Below are 15558 nucleotides of genomic sequence, written 5' to 3' on the forward strand. Positions count from 1 at the left end.
CCAGGTGTCGCCGATGATGCGTTTGTGGCTTGTCGTGACCTTTGCACTGGTGTCGGTAGCGGCAAGCGGCCTCGGCATTTCGGCTTCCCTTGCCGATCCATGCGCCGCGCTCAGGAGCCAGCTGGCACCGTCCGGCCGCAGCGGCGGGATCAGCCCCGAGCTTGCGCAGCTGCGTCGCCAGCTTGCGGCGATCCAGGGGCTGGAGAGGCAACGCCGGTGCACGGCGCAAAGTGCGGTGGGGGGCTTCTTCAATGGTTGCGCCGACCTCGCCAAAAGCCGCACACAGGTGCAACGCCAGATCGCCGGCGCCGCGATTTCGCGCCGGGATACGTCCGGACTGCAGGCCAGGCTCGTCGCGCTCGGCTGCACGCTCGCCGCCGGGCAACAAAGACAGCGTCCGGCTGGCGCCATGATCGGCAGCAATTCGATGCTGTTTTGCGTTCGTCTCTCCGACGGCTATTTCTTCCCGGCGCCGCAATCGCAGTTCGTGCAAGGCGGCGATGTCAAGGAGATCGTCGATCAGTGCCGCTACATCTGCGACGATGCCGGCGTCGACCTGTACACGCTCAGTGACCCAAGCCTTGAAACCGAAGAGATGGTCGCGCTCGATACGCGCACATCCTACAAGGACCTGCCGACGGCCTTCAAATATCGCAATGATGCGAACTTCAGGGCCTGCGACCTCAAGCGCTATCACCGGCGCGTTGCCGAGCTGAGAGCGCGCACGGTGACGCCAGCCAATATGGCCAACGCGATCATTCCTTTGCCGTCAGCGAAGCCGGATCTTGGCACCGTGGCGCAACTTCTCCAGCCTGGCGCAGACGCTGCAGAGGCCAGGGGCGCCGCCCAGCGACAGTCGGTCGAGCCATTGGCCGGCTCGCGGCCGGTCAGGGTGGTCGGGCCGGCTTTCTTCCCGGCGGAGTAACCTGCGCCTAGAGCGTTTCACCGTTTCACCGAAACGGCGAACCGCTCTATGTCTTTGTTTTACGCAATTCCGGACGGAAAACCGTTTCACACTTTTCCTGGAATTGCTCTAGTACCAGCTATTCGCAAACCATCCTGTAGCGTTTGCCGGGTTCGCTGACATTCTTGCAGGTGAGCGGATTGGCCGGTTCGGAAGCCATGCTGGGAGGGCTGGACCTGACGTGCCGCCTTGGCGCAGCTATTTGTGTTGTGTGCCTGCGTGCCGCGGGCCGGTAGGGCTCCTGCGGCGGCGGCGTCGGAAACACACCGGCTGCCGCCTGCATCCGGCTGGCCTCAGTCTGCGACGGATCGCGATCCCAGACCCGCCTGATATCGAGCGGCTTCGGGATCACCACCGTGCCGTCATAGCTGCGTGCGCAGCCGCTGCCCGCAAGCAGCGCCAGGCACAGGAAACAAGGCACGATCCAACCGGTCATCAGCAACACCCCCGCCGACTTATAGCCCGGCCGGGGTTCCGCCGACAACCGGCGGAATACCGCAGGGCAATGTGGCTCTGGCCGCAGTCTGGATTGGTTATGGTTAGCGGATCATTAATGCTTCTCGGGCACATTCCGCCGGCGAACCGCTGAGGGGGTTCGGCCTTGGCTTTCGGGGTGGGAACGGGATGGCTGACGGGACTGTTGGAACACGCGGCGGACGCGGTTCCGGAAAAGGGGCTGTGAACGGCGAGGATACGTCCGTCGGGGGGGCGCCCGAAGCGCTGCGCGAACTGGTCGAGGCCGGTGCCGACTGGGTCTGGGAGACCGACGCCGAGCTGCGCTTTTCCTGGCTTTCGGAGAACTACCAGGCCGCCACCGGCATCGATCCGGCCAGCATTCTTGGCCGTTTCCGCTTCGATTTCCTCAAGCAGATGGTGCACGGCAATAAGCACGTCGCCGCGCATCTGGAGGACCTGCAGGCCCATCGGCCGTTTCGCGACTTTGTTTATGAGTTGAAGGGTGGCCGTCCCGGCTGCCGCTGGGTTTCGATCACCGGTTCCCCGCGGTTCGACGGCGAAGGCGAATTCATCGGCTATCGCGGCATCGGCCGCAACGTCACGGCACTGGCCGGTGCGCTGGACGAACTGCGGCAGGACGAGAGCGATCCGCCGGCCGGCGAGGCCACGCAGCACCTCGCCGATCTCGAGCGGACGATGGATGCCATGCATATGGGCGTCGTGGTGCTTGACGCGAAGTTCGACACGCTCATAGTCAACAAGGCCTATCGCGAGCTCTCCAGGATACCCGAGGGCGCCGTCACGGTCGGTGCGCCGTTCAGCCTGTTGATGGAACTCAACCGACGCAACGGCATCTACGGCGATCTCGATGAACAGCAGTGGCAGCACTACCTAGCCACCCGCATCGAGGAGATCAGCGCCGGCTCGGTTGCGCCACGCGAATTTCTCCATGCCAATGGCAGGACGATGATGTTCTCGGTGACGGCATTGTCCGGCGGCAAGCGGCTGTTGACCTACTACGACGTCTCCGAGCTCAAGCGTCGCGACGCCGAGATCGAGAGTGCCAACGCCAAGATCACCGAGACCTTCGCCAATCTTCGCACGATGGTCGACCAGATGCCGATCGGCGTGCTCGTCCTCGATGCGGAGATGCGCGCGGAGGTGATCAACCGCGCCTTCTATGATTTCTGGGAAATCGATCCCCGATGCGCCGGCATCGGCTGCGGCTTCCGCGAACTGATGCAGGCCAGCCGCGATATGGACCCGTACGGTGCTGACGATGCCGAATGGCAGGGCCACATCGCCGAGCGCGAAGCAGAAATCTCGGCTGGCCTGGTGGGCTCCAGGCAATTGCCACGCAATGACGGCCGTACGCTGATTGCATCGCTGGCGCCGCTCGCCGGCGGCAAAAGGCTGATCTCCTATGTCGACGTCACGGACATGAAGGATCGCGAGGCTGAACTCGCCCAAGCGCTGGAGAAATCTCGGCTGGCCGAGGCGGTGATCAACGGCGTCAAGGACCCGATCTTCGTCAAGGACGACAATCTGCGTTTCGTCTTCGTCAATGAGGCGTTTTCGGCACTGTTCGGACAGAGCCCGCAAGCGATGCTGGGCAGGCCCGGCGGCGACTTCCTCAAGCAAAAGGACGCCGCGCAATTCGAAGACAGCGAACGCGCCGTGCTGGCGACCGGCACGCCCTACGAGGTCGAGGAGACTTTCGACGCCGAGGGCACCAAGCGCTCGCGCATCGTGCGCAAGAACCGCGTCGGCATGCCTAGCGGCCGCAACTATGTCGCCGGTTTCCTGTTCGACATTTCCGACATGAAGCGCCGCGAGACCGAGGCCGAGGACGCCCGCAAGAATCTCGCCACGGTGCTGGAGTCCCTGCCGGCGGCCGTTATCATCTATGACCGTGACGACAAGTTCGTCTTTGCAAACCGCAAGCTGCAGGACACGCTGCCGGCGCTGAAACCGGCATGGCAGCCTGGCCGCAGCTTCCGCGAGGCCCTGGAACTTGGACATTCGGTCGGCTATTTCCGATCGAGCGGCGATCCAGAAATCGACAGGCTCTATGAAGGCGACCCCGATGTCTGGCTCAATGCCATCCTCGCCCGCTATCGCCTGCCCAACTCGTCCTATGAGCGCCTCAATGCGGACGGCCGCTGGTATCAGGTCTACGATATGCGCACCGAGGACGGCACCTTTATCGGCGTGCGCGTCGACATCTCGGAGATCAAGAGCCGCGAAAAGGCGCTGCAGGAAAGCATGCGCCAGATCGACCTGTTCCGCCACGTCATGGACGAACTGCCGGTCGCCGCCTTCATCAAGGCGCAGGATCTGAGCATGGAATTCGTCAACAAAGCCTGGTGCGCGCTGACCGGCATCCCCAAGGAGGAGGTCATCGGCCGGACCGATCTCCAGCTTTTCGGCATCGACGACGCCGAAACCTACACCCATGACGACACCGAGGTCGTCGTCACCGGGCGCGGCCGCGAGATCGAGGAGCCCGTTACCCATCGCGACGGCACGGTGCGGCAATTGATGACGCGCAAGAGCCGGCTGGTGGCGCTCGATGGGTCGGTGCACCTTGTCGGCTCCAGCACCGACATCACCGACGTCAAGGCGCGCGAGCAGGCGCTGGAAGAGAGCATGCGCGAGAACGAGGTGTTCCGCAATCTCATCGACAACGTGCCGGTGTCGATCTACGCCAAGCGTTCCGACCTCAGGCAGTTCTACGTCAACAAGGGCTGGTGCGACCTCACCGGCCTCCGCAGGGAAGACGCGATCGGCAAGACGGACATCGAGATTTTCGGCGAGGACGGCGAAGCCTTCGTCAACAGCGATCTCGCCGTGCTGCGCACAGGCGATACACAGGAGATCGAGGAAACGGTGACGCTTGCCGACGGCAGCGTGCGCCACCAGTTCGCCCGCAAGGGCGCGATGATCGCGTCCGACGGTTCGCTCTATCTGATTGGGTCGACCACCGACATCACCGAACTGAAGCTGCGCGAGGCCGAACTGCGCGAGGCGCGCCAGCGCGCCGTACTGGCCGACCGCGCCAAGTCGGAATTCCTGGCCAATATGAGCCACGAGATCCGCACGCCGATGAACGGCGTACTCGGCATGGCCGAGTTGCTGGCCAAATCCGACCTCGATCCCAAGCAGAAGACGTTCACCGATATCATCGTCAAGTCGGGTAACGCGCTCTTGACCATCATCAACGACATACTGGACTTCTCCAAGATCGATGCCGGACAGCTGGTGCTCGACCCTGCGCCCTTCAACCTGCCCGAAGCAATCGAGGATGTGGCGACGCTGATATCGACCCGCGCCAAGGAGAAGGACCTCGAGCTCATCGTGCGCGTCGAGCCGGGCCTGGAAAGCCTGTTCGTCGGCGATGTCGGTCGCATGAGGCAGATCGTCACCAATCTGGTCGGCAACGCGGTGAAGTTTACCGACGAAGGCCACGTGCTGGTCGACGTGACCGGACAAAGGGGGCCGACGGGGACAAAGCTTACCGTTTCGGTCACCGACACCGGCATCGGCATTCCGCAGCAGAAACTGAAGCTCGTCTTCGAAAAATTCAGTCAGGCCGACACCTCGTCGACCAGACGCCACGAAGGCACAGGGCTCGGGCTCGCCATCACCTCGCGGCTGGTCGAGTTGATGGGCGGCGAGATCGGTGTCGAGAGCGCCGAAGGCAAGGGCTCGACCTTCTGGTTCACCGTGACATTGCCCAGGGCCGAGGAACAGACCGGACGGCGGATCATGCCGGTCGACGTGACCGGCTCACGGGTGCTGATCGTCGACGACAATGCCGTCAACCGATCGATCCTGAGCGAGCAGATGGCGTCATGGACCTTCGATTCCTGCGCCGCCGAAAGCGGACCCGAAGGGCTCAAGGTGCTGGTCGCCGCGGCTGCCTACGGCGTGCCGGTCGATTGCGTCGTGCTCGATTATCAGATGCCGGGGATGAGCGGCGCCGAAATGGCGCGCGTCGTGCGCAACACCGCAGGGCTGGCCGACACGCCGATCATCATGCTGACTTCGGTCGACCAGTCGCTCGCCAACACCAGCTATCGCGATCTCGGCATCGACGCCCAGCTGATCAAGCCGGCGCGTTCCTCGGTGCTTCTGGAAACGCTGGTCGCCACCATCCAGCGGCACCATCACAACATCACGGGCGGCCGTGTGCTGCCGGCGGCAAGCAGCGGTTCCGGCGGCGACAGGAACGAACCGTCGCCGGCAAAGCCGCCGCTCGCTGCCTCGGAACGCGCCCTGCTGCAACCGCCGCCGGTTCGTGCCCGCGCCCGGGCCGCCGGGGATGAACGCCGGCTCGACATCCTCGTTGCGGAGGACAATGAAGTGAACCAGATGGTGTTCACCCAGATAATCGGCGAAACCGGCTACAGTTTCGAAATCGTCGGCAACGGCCGCAAGGCGCTTGATGCCTTCGGCCGGCTTAATCCGCGTATGATCCTGATGGACGTCTCGATGCCGGAGATGAACGGGCTCGAGGCCACCGCCGCAATTCGCCGGCTTGAAGAACATACGGGTATGCATATCCCGATCGTCGGCGTCACCGCGCATGCCTTGAAGGGCGACCGCGAGCGCTGCCTGGAAGCCGGCATGGACGACTATCTGCCCAAGCCGATCAGCCCCAGGGCGCTGCTCGAAAAGGTCGAGCGCTGGGTCGGCATATCAGGCGAAGCCCAACGAGACGCTGGATAGCAACCTGCGGCGCCGGCCGGGATTCGGCCGCGCCGCAACAGCCAAGGCTATGGTGCGATCGCACCATATCAAAGGTGGCGCCTAGTCAGGACAATGGTCGCAACGAAACCGCTCATTCAGTTACGGGCGGGAGCAAGCGACCGCCGACAAGAAACAGCGTCGAATCTACCCCAACGGACCTGTTTTTGGCGATGGCTGGGCCAAGATTTGCTCTGGCCACGGGCAACGCGCTCCCGTCCGGTTTTTCTTTCTCGGCATCGCGGCCTGCGGTGTGCCGGGACTTGATGCCAGCACGAATCGCGCAAGCGCCTGATTCCAGCGGCAACTTCCATTCCCACAAACCGGCTTAAAGGGTGCGGCCCACAAGACGTCGTGCGACGTTACCGGGCTGACACGAAACTGTCATGCGACTGTAATAGTCGAAGGCTATTGGCCTCAGCGGGCGCCGGTTTGAAGAGGGCGCCGAGAGACCATCTTCCGAACAGGAGCAGGCCACATGAAGAAATTCCTCGTTACGGCATCGGCCGTGGCGGTAGCGTTCGCCGCATCGTCCGGTGTCGCCGCTGCGCGTGACCAGATCCAGGTCGCCGGTTCGTCGACCGTGCTGCCTTACGCCAAGATCGTCGCCGAGCAGTTCGGCGAAACCTTCACCAACTTCAAGACCCCGGTGGTCGAGTCCGGCGGCAGCGGCGCCGGCATCAAGGAGTTCTGCAAGGGCGTCGGCGAAGACACGATCGACATCGCCAACTCCTCGCGCCCGATCAAGAAGGACGAGCTGAAGTCCTGCGCCGACACCGGCGTCAAGGACGTCCAGGAGGTCCGCATCGGCTATGACGGCATCGTCTTTGCCACCGACATCAAGGGTCCGGACTGGGCGCTGGTTCCCGCCGACATCTACAAGGCGCTCGCCGCCAAGCTGGTGGTCGACGGCAAGCTGGTCGACAACCCGAACACCAAGTGGAACCAGGTCAATCCGAAGCTGCCCGACTGGGATATCGCCGCCTATATCCCGGGTGAGAAGCACGGCACCCGTGAAGTGTTCGAGACCAAGCTGCTCGACGCCGGCTGCGACAAGGCCGTTTTGAAGGCTGCCGGCATCGCCGACGACAAGGAAATCGGCAAGACCTGCATCGCCATCCGCAAGGACGGCAAGGCTGTCGACATTGACGGCGACTACACCGAGACGCTGGCCCGCATCGACTCCAACAAGACCGGCGTTGGCGTGTTCGGCCTTGCCTTCTACGAGAACAATGCCGACAAGCTGAAGGTCGCTACCGTGGAAGGCATCGTGCCTTCGACGCAGACCATCGCCGATGGCACGTACCCCGTGTCGCGGCCGTTGTTCTTCTACGTCAAGAAGGCGCATCTGGGCGTCGTTCCCGGCCTAAAGGAATATGTCGAGTTCTTCCTTGATGACCAGATGATCGGCCCGGAAAGCCCGCTCGCCCAGTACGGCCTTGTTTCCGCTCCCGACGCCGAACGTCAGGGTCAGCGCGACGCCTTCGCCGCCGGAAAGACGATGTAATCAACCGACCGGATCAGGGCGCGGACCAAATCCGCGCCCTGATTTCGCCGCTTGCCGTAACGGCGGCGGCGATCTGAATTTTCCTGGGGTGGGTGATGTCGTCCTTGCTCGTACTCGCCATAGTCATTGCCATAGGCGTGGTCGCTTTTGTGATCGGCCGCCAGCGCGCAGCGGCGCAGGATACCGGCAAGGTCAAGCCGCATTCGCGCGCGCATTATCATGGCTGGTGGGCCTTTCTGCTCGCGATCCTGCCTGCCGTCCTTTTGCTCGCCGTCTGGGATATCGGCTCTTCCTTCTATCTCGACCGGCACATCCATGCCGCTTTGCCCGAGCGCACCGCCGACACAAAGGTCGCCAGCGAAGCGCTCGACGCCAGCCTGGTGAAGAGCCTGGCCAAGGGCCTGCGCCGGCTCGATGGCGATACCGCACTTCCCGCTACTTTCGCCGAATTGCAGCCGCTGCTCGCCGCCAAGGGCGTGGCACTGGCCAGCGACACCCAGGACTATATGATCCCGATCGCGGTCGAGGCGAACAAGGTCCAGGACCGGCTCGGCCTGTTCGGCGCCGTGCTGACCTTCGCGCTGTCGGTCGCCGGCGCCTTCTATGCGCTGAGGCAGATCGCGCCGCGCGCCAGGGCGCGCAACAATGTCGAGAAGCTGATGCTGTGGGGGCTGCTTGCGGCCTCGACCATCGCCATCCTGACCACGGTCGGCATCGTGCTGTCGATGCTGTTCCAGACGATCACCTTCTTCGAAAGCGTATCGCCGATGAGCTTCTTCTTCGGCACGGTGTGGGATCCGCGTTTCGCCGCCGCCGGTTCCGGCGGCAGCCAGGGTCAGTTCGGCCTGATCCCGCTACTCGCCGGCACGCTCTACATCGCCGCCGTCGCGCTTCTGGTCGCAGTGCCGGTCGGGCTGATGTCGGCGGTCTACATGTCCGAATACGCCTCGCGCAGCGTCCGGTCGGTGGTCAAGCCCGCGCTTGAACTGCTGGCCGGCATCCCGACCATCGTCTACGGTATCTTCGCCGTGGTCACGCTCGGACCGTTCCTGCGCGACCTGTCGGCGGCACTCACCGGCGGCTCGCCCTTCATCCAGGGCCAGAGCATCTTCACCGCCGGTCTGGTGATGGGCGTCATGCTGATCCCGGTCGTGTCCTCTTTGTCCGACGACATCATCACCGCGGTGCCGCGCGCAATGCGTGACGGCTCGCTCGGCCTCGGCGCCACGCGCTCCGAGACGATCAAGCGGGTGATCCTGCCGGCGGCACTGCCCGGCATCGTCGGCGCCATCCTGTTGACGGCGTCGCGCGCCATCGGCGAGACGATGATCGTCGTGCTGGCGGCGGGCGTCGCCGCCAATCTGACGGCCAATCCGTTCGAGGCGATGACGACCATCACCGTCAAGATCGTCAACCAGCTGACCGGCGATCTCGAGTTCAACTCGCCGCAGACGCTGGTCGCCTTCGCGCTCGGCCTGACGCTGTTCGCGCTGACGCTGGTGATGAACATCGTCGCCCTCTACATCGTGCGCAAGTACCGGGAGCAGTACGAATGACCGACATCCCCCTGGACACGATGGCGGGTGCCGTCGCGCGTCCGCGCCGCGACATCGGGCTGAAGGCGCGCTATGCCGCCGAACGCCGGTTCCGCATCTATGGCGTGATTGCGATCTCGGTGGGCCTGGCGTTCCTGGCCATCATGCTGATCACCATCGTCTCGAAAGGCTACACCGCCTTCTGGCAGACGACGGTGACGCTGCCGGTCACCTTCGACGAGAAGGTGATCGATCCCTCCGGCAAGCGCGCCACCGACCCTACCGTGCTGATCAAGGCGAACTATCCCAAGCTCGCCGAAAACGCGCTGGTGGCCAAGCTCGGCATCGATCCGGCCAACAGGCCGATGATGCTGAAGCTCAAGGGCTTCCTGTCGGAAGGCGCGCGGGTCCAGCTGCGCGACATCGTCTCCGCCGATCCCTCGGTGATCGGCACGACGCGCGATGTCGACATCCTGGCTGCCGCCAATCTCGACTCGGCCTTCAAGGGTCAGATCGACCTCGGCGTCGATGAAGCGCGCCGCAAGGTGTCCAACCAGCAGATCGACTGGATGAACAAGCTTAAAGCCGACGGCGTGATGGCCGAGCATTTCAACACCGGCCTGTTCACCTATGGCGCCTCCAGCCGGCCCGAAACGTCGGGCATGGGCGTGGCGATCATCGGCTCGTTCTACATGATGGTGATCGTGCTGTTGCTGGCGCTGCCGATCGGCGTCGCCGCCTCGATCTATCTCGAGGAATTCGCCAAGAAGAACCGCTTTACGGACCTGATCGAAGTCAACATCAACAATCTCGCGGCGGTACCGTCGATCGTCTTCGGTCTGCTTGGCCTTGCCGTGTTCATCAACTTCCTCGGCATGCCGCGCTCGGCTTCCTTCGTCGGCGGCCTGGTGCTGACCTTGATGACATTGCCGACCATAATCATCGCCACGCGCGCCGCCCTCGCCGCGGTGCCGCCGTCGATCCGCTCGGCGGCCCTAGGTCTCGGCGCCTCCAAGATGCAGATGGTGTTCCATCACATCCTGCCGCTTGCCGCCCCAGGCATCCTTACCGGCACCATCATCGGCCTGGCGCGTGCGCTCGGCGAGACAGCACCGCTGCTCTTGATCGGCATGGTCGCTTTCGTCGCCGATTATCCGACGACGCCTTTCGATCCGGCGACCGCGCTGCCGGTTCAGATCTATATGTGGGCAAACGAGGCTGAGCGCGCTTTTGTCGAGCGCATGTCCGGCGCCATCATCATCCTGCTCGTCTTCCTCATGGCCATGAACATCACCGCGATCGTGCTCCGGCGCCGGTTCGAGCGGCGCTGGTAGAAAAAAGGCAATTTGGTATGAACATCATGACCGAACAGTCCCTTGAGAATGCAGTGGGCGACAAAATGAACGCCAAGTCGAACGAAGTCATCAAGATGCGCGGCGACAAGGTCGGCGTCTTCTACGGCGACAAGCAGGCGTTGTTCGACGTCAATCTCGACGTCCGCCAGAACCAGGTGACGGCGCTGATCGGCCCCTCCGGCTGCGGCAAGTCGACCTTCTTGCGCTGCCTCAACCGCATGAACGACACCATCGATTCGGCGCGGGTGACCGGCAAGATCACGCTCGATGAAGACGACATCTACGACAAGAACATCGATGTCGTCGAACTGCGCGCACGCGTCGGCATGGTGTTCCAGAAACCCAACCCGTTCCCGAAGTCCATCTACGAGAACGTCGCCTACGGCCCGCGCATCCATGGGCTGGCCAAGCGCAAGTCCGACATGGACCAGATCGTCGAGCAGAGCCTGAAGAAGGCTGCGATCTGGAACGAGGTCAAGGACCGCCTGCAGGAGCCCGGCACCGGCCTGTCCGGCGGCCAGCAGCAGCGCCTGTGCATCGCGCGCGCCATCGCCGTGTCGCCGGAGGTGATCCTGATGGACGAGCCCTGCTCGGCGCTCGATCCGATCGCCACCGCCCGTGTCGAGGAGCTGATAGACGAGCTGCGCCAGAACTACACGATCGTCATCGTCACCCATTCGATGCAGCAGGCGGCGCGCGTCTCGCAGCGCACGGCGATGTTCCATCTCGGCTATCTCGTCGAGGAGGGCGCCACCGACAAGATGTTCACCAACCCCGACGACAAGCGCACCCAGGACTACATTACCGGCCGCTTCGGCTGAGCCGTCCGGCGGGTGAATTTTCAGGCACGAGGACCAAGATCATGGGTGAACATACCGTCGCCTCCTTCGATGAAGAGCTCGGGCAGATCAGTAAGCTGATCCGCGACATGGGCGATCTGGCCGGCTCGATGGTCAGCGGCTCGACCAAGGCGCTGCTCAATTCGGACAATGCGCTGGCACAGCGTGTCGTGTCCGACGACGCCATCATGGATGCGCGCCAGCGCGAACTGGACGACCGCGCTATCACGCTGATCGCCAAGCGTCAGCCGATGGCCAACGATCTGCGCGCCGTGGTCGGCTCGATCCGCATGGCGGGCGACCTCGAGCGCATCGGCGACCTCGCCAAGAACATCGCCAAACGCGTCGGCACCGTGGGCTTGAGCGTCACGCCGCGCGACCTCTCGCACTCCATCGATGCCATGGCGCAACTGGTGCTGATCCAGGTGCAAGGCGTCGTCGAGGAATATGCCGCCACCGATGCGGCAGCTCTTGCAAAACTCAGGAATGACGACGAGCGCATCGACGTCAAATACACGTCCGTGTTTCGTGAGCTCTTGACCTACATGATGGAAGACCCTCGCAACATCACCGCCTGCACGCATCTCTTGTTCTGCGCCAAGAATCTTGAGCGCATCGGCGATCATGTCACCAACATCGCCGAAAATGCGTATTATGTGCTGACCGGCCAGCAATTGCCCGCCAATCGTCCGAAGCAGGACGAGACGGCGATGGCCACGCCGGCCTGATGAGGGTGAACTGCCTATGATCGCGCCACGCATCATGGTCGTGGAGGACGAGGAGCCGCTGGGCGTGCTCCTCCGCTACAACCTCGAATCCGAAGGCTATCAGGTCGAGGTGGTGACACGCGGCGACGAGGCCGAGATCCGCCTGCAGGAAAACGTGCCCGATCTCCTGGTGCTCGACTGGATGGTGCCCGCTGTTTCCGGCATCGAGCTCTGCCGGCGGCTTAGAGTGCGGCCCGAAACCGAGCGGCTGCCGATCATCATGCTGACCGCGCGCGGTGAGGAAAGCGATCGCGTGCGCGGCCTGTCCACCGGCGCCGACGACTATCTGGTCAAGCCATTCTCGACGCCGGAGTTCATGGCGCGCGTGAAGGCGCTGCTGCGCCGCGCCAAGCCGGAAGTGCTGTCCAGCGTGCTCAAGGTCGGCGACATCGTGCTCGACCGCGAGTCGCACCGTGTCTACCGCAAGAAGAGCGAGATCAGGCTCGGACCGACCGAGTTCCGGCTGCTCGAATTCATGATGCGCCATCCCGGCCGCGTGTTCTCGCGCAGCCAACTGCTCGACAATGTCTGGGGCGAGACGATCTATATCGACGAGCGAACCGTCGACGTCCATGTCGGGCGCTTACGCAAAGCGGTCAACAACGGCCGCATGCCGGATGTCATCCGTACCATTCGCGGCGCCGGCTACGCGATCAGGGAAGACTAGGATGCTGCGCGTCGCGCCGTTGCCGGCCATTCAGGCGAAATGCTTGCCGGATTTGGCCTGAATGCCCGGCGCGAAAATCTCCTGATCGACGAAGCCGAGCGCGCGCATGGCACAGCCTTCGCGGATCAGCGGCAGCTCGTTGGGCTCGGTGTCGAAGGAGATCGATTTCGAGTGCTGGCCGCCGGCGGTCTGGGCGATCGCTTCGCGCAATGCCGGTTCGATCAAGTCGAAGGCGGCGGCGCTGACGCCTACCATGGCGACGGGTGCCGGATCGATCAGCGCAAACAGGCTGCCGAGGCCGAAGCCGAGCGCCTCGCCGGCCTTGCAATAGGCTTCGCGCTCCGGGCCGTCGGTTTCGCGGGCGCGCGCGGCGAGTGCGCGCATATCAGCGTCGCCGATATCGACCGGCTCGGCATCCTCGCCCATCATTTTGGCGCTGCGCCAGATGGCGTAGTTTCCGGCATAGGCTTCCACGCAGCCGCGCCGCCCGCAGCGGCAGAGCGCGCCGCCCGGACGGTGGATCATGTGGCCGAACTCGCCGCCCGAGGAATGGGTGCCGGTGAACAGTTCGCCTTTCAGCACCAGGCCCATGCCGATGCCGTGCGATAAGAGGATGGCGATAAAATTGTCGCGGTAGCGCTCGGGCTGGCGCCATTGCAGGGCCACCGCCATCATATTGCAGTCGTTCTCCATGGTGGCAGGAATGCCGAATTCCGCTTCCAACATGTCGGCGAAGGCAATGTCGGTCAGTGGCGTGATTGGCGACCACAGCATGGCCCGCGCCTGCGAATCGGTGATGCCCTGGATGCCCATGGCAATGCGGGCGATGCTCTGGACATCGAGGTCCGGGTCCGCGAGACGCCGCCCGACGATTGCCACGCATTCGCCGATCAGCTCGTCGCGCGGCATGGTCAGCGTGTCGAGCCGGCGCTGTTCTTCCGCGACCACCTGGCCGGCATAGTCGATGACGGTGACGGAGAGGAAGTTCAGCGACAGCACCACGGTCATGACCGCCGCCGCTTCCGGGTTGAGGCCAAGGCCGACCTGCGGCCGGCCGCGTTTCAGCGAGCCGGTCTCGCCAGGCTTGCCTTCAATCAGGATGCCTTCTTGAATCAGATCAGACGAGATTGCCGATATCGTCGAATGGCTGAGGCCGGTGGTCGCCGCAATCTCGGTCCGCGACGGCTGGCCGGCCCGGCGCACGGCCGAAATCACCATCGCACGGTTGCGACGGCGCAGATCGTCGTGGCGGATCCCAACCGACATTTGTTTCCTCCCGGCCTCCTCGCGCCTCATGATAGTGAAGGCGTTCGACGGCACCAGCCAAATATTGGCAGACGCCGGCAGCCCTGTCATTGTTTATTGCGGACCTCGAAAAAATTCGGCACGGCCATCAGAATCCATCAGAATCGATGTTGACAGCGCCTTATCATTGAACCAGTATTTTTTCGAGGCTCGAAAAAATAGGGCCTCTGTGTGCAGGCCTTCGGGCCGGTTTTGTCGCGCCGCACGCGGCGCAGGGAGGATTATGATGAACAGATTTGCAGCCGCCATGCTGGCGGGTGTCGCCATGTCGCTGGCGCTGATGTCGGTCGCGCAGGCGAAGGACAAGGTCATCGGCGTGTCGTGGTCGAACTTCCAGGAAGAGCGCTGGAAGACCGACGAGGCGGCGATGAAAACGGCGATCGAGGCTGCCGGCGACAAGTACATTTCCGCCGACGCGCAGTCCAATCCCGGCAAGCAGCTGACCGACGTCGAAAGCCTGATCTCGCAGGGCGCCAACTCGCTGATCATCCTGGCGCAGGACGCCTCGGCCATCGGCCCGGCGGTGCAGAAGGCGCTGGACGAAGGCATTCCGGTCGTCGGCTATGACCGCCTGATCGAGAACAAGGACGTCTTCTACCTGACCTTCGACAACAAGGAAGTCGGCCGCATGCAGGCCCGCGAAGTGTTCAAGGCGAAGCCCGAAGGCAACTATGTCTTCATCAAGGGCTCTGGCTCGGATCCGAATGCCGATTTCCTGTTCTCGGGCTCAATGGAAGTGCTCAAGGAAGCCATCGACTCGGGCAAGATCAAGAATGTCGGCGAGGCCTATACCGATGGCTGGCTGCCGGCCAACGCGCAAAAGAACATGGAACAGTTCCTGACCGCCAATGACAACAAGGTCGATGCCGTGGTTGCGGCCAATGACGGCACAGCCGGCGGCGTTGTCGCCGCGCTGACGGCGCAGGGCCTTGCAGGAACGGTTCCGGTCTCGGGCCAGGACGGCGACCATGCCGCTCTGAACCGCATCGCACTCGGCACGCAGACGGTGTCGGTGTGGAAGGACGCGCGCGAACTCGGCAAGAACGCCGCCGAGATCGCCTCGCAGCTCGCCGATGGCAAGAAGACGGGCGACATTGCCGGCGCCAAGGACTTCACCACGCCTGGCGGCAACACCGTCAAGTCGCTGTTCCTGACCCCCGTCGCGATCACCAAGGACAACCTCAACGTCGTCATCGACGCCGGCTGGATCAAGAAGGACGAAGTCTGCACGGGCGTCGCCGCCGGCAGCGTCGCGGCTTGCAACTGATCTCGACGACTTGAAGAAATGAGGCGCCGCGGGGGGGGGCCCCGCGGCGGGGTTTGTAGCGGCCTTTTTTTTTTGTGGCGCCCGGGGCGCGCAGGGGGGGGGGGGGGGGGCCGCCCCCCCCCCCCCCCCGCCCCGCGGGGGGGACCG

11 protein-coding genes are annotated in these 15558 nt (G+C 63.6%); 9 read left to right on the top strand and 2 right to left on the bottom strand.

Annotated elements, in window-relative coordinates; all coding sequences use genetic code 11:
- Positions 1–13 precede the first annotated feature (13 nt).
- Complete coding sequence (locus NKI88_RS20525) at positions 14–925, top strand: DUF2865 domain-containing protein (RefSeq protein WP_352656888.1); 912 nt, start codon at positions 14–16, stop codon at positions 923–925.
- 118 nt (positions 926–1043) lie between these two features.
- Here NKI88_RS20525 and NKI88_RS20530 read toward each other — a convergent pair whose 3' ends face one another.
- Positions 1044–1400, bottom strand: a complete 357-nt coding sequence (locus tag NKI88_RS20530) for a hypothetical protein (protein WP_023693676.1) — start codon at positions 1398–1400, stop codon at positions 1044–1046.
- Between the two features lie 188 nt (positions 1401–1588).
- Here NKI88_RS20530 and NKI88_RS20535 point away from each other — a divergent pair, with 188 nt between their 5' ends.
- From NKI88_RS20535 to phoB, 7 genes are all read left to right on the top strand, one after another.
- On the top strand, positions 1589–6151 hold the full coding sequence (locus tag NKI88_RS20535) for a PAS domain-containing hybrid sensor histidine kinase/response regulator (protein WP_352656891.1): 4563 nt from the start codon (positions 1589–1591) through the stop codon (positions 6149–6151).
- Between the two features lie 496 nt (positions 6152–6647).
- A complete protein-coding gene (locus NKI88_RS20540; RefSeq protein WP_352656894.1) occupies positions 6648–7676 on the top strand; it encodes a substrate-binding domain-containing protein in 1029 nt (342 codons plus the stop codon).
- Between the two features lie 95 nt (positions 7677–7771).
- Positions 7772–9232 (top strand): phosphate ABC transporter permease subunit PstC, encoded by a 1461-nt coding sequence (pstC, locus tag NKI88_RS20545; RefSeq protein WP_352656897.1) that lies wholly within the window; start codon positions 7772–7774, stop codon positions 9230–9232.
- Positions 9229–10545 carry a phosphate ABC transporter permease PstA gene (gene pstA, locus NKI88_RS20550; RefSeq protein WP_352656899.1) on the top strand — a complete coding sequence of 439 codons (1317 nt, stop codon included), beginning with the start codon at positions 9229–9231 and terminating at the stop codon, positions 10543–10545. Before pstC ends, pstA begins: the two co-directional genes overlap by 4 nt.
- Before the next feature lie 17 nt (positions 10546–10562).
- Positions 10563–11387 carry a phosphate ABC transporter ATP-binding protein PstB gene (gene pstB / locus NKI88_RS20555; protein ID WP_352656901.1) on the top strand — a complete coding sequence of 275 codons (825 nt, stop codon included), beginning with the start codon at positions 10563–10565 and terminating at the stop codon, positions 11385–11387.
- A gap of 41 nt (positions 11388–11428) precedes the next feature.
- Positions 11429–12133 (top strand): phosphate signaling complex protein PhoU, encoded by a 705-nt coding sequence (phoU, locus tag NKI88_RS20560; protein ID WP_023730794.1) that lies wholly within the window; start codon positions 11429–11431, stop codon positions 12131–12133.
- Positions 12134–12149: 16 nt separating this feature from the next.
- Positions 12150–12839 (top strand): phosphate regulon transcriptional regulator PhoB, encoded by a 690-nt coding sequence (phoB, locus tag NKI88_RS20565; protein ID WP_023822590.1) that lies wholly within the window; start codon positions 12150–12152, stop codon positions 12837–12839.
- Between the two features lie 30 nt (positions 12840–12869).
- Here the strand turns inward: phoB and NKI88_RS20570 are convergent, their stop codons facing one another.
- Positions 12870–14105: an ROK family transcriptional regulator gene (locus tag NKI88_RS20570; protein WP_352656904.1), complete on the bottom strand. Its 1236-nt coding sequence runs from the start codon at positions 14103–14105 to the stop codon at positions 12870–12872.
- A gap of 265 nt (positions 14106–14370) precedes the next feature.
- Between NKI88_RS20570 and xylF the strand changes: the two genes are divergently transcribed.
- On the top strand, positions 14371–15411 hold the full coding sequence (xylF, locus tag NKI88_RS20575) for a D-xylose ABC transporter substrate-binding protein (protein ID WP_023683968.1): 1041 nt from the start codon (positions 14371–14373) through the stop codon (positions 15409–15411).
- Positions 15412–15558: the final 147 nt, after the last annotated feature.

It is taken from the genome of Mesorhizobium sp. M0317 (genome assembly GCF_040321555.1).
Lineage (GTDB): Bacteria > Pseudomonadota > Alphaproteobacteria > Rhizobiales > Rhizobiaceae > Mesorhizobium.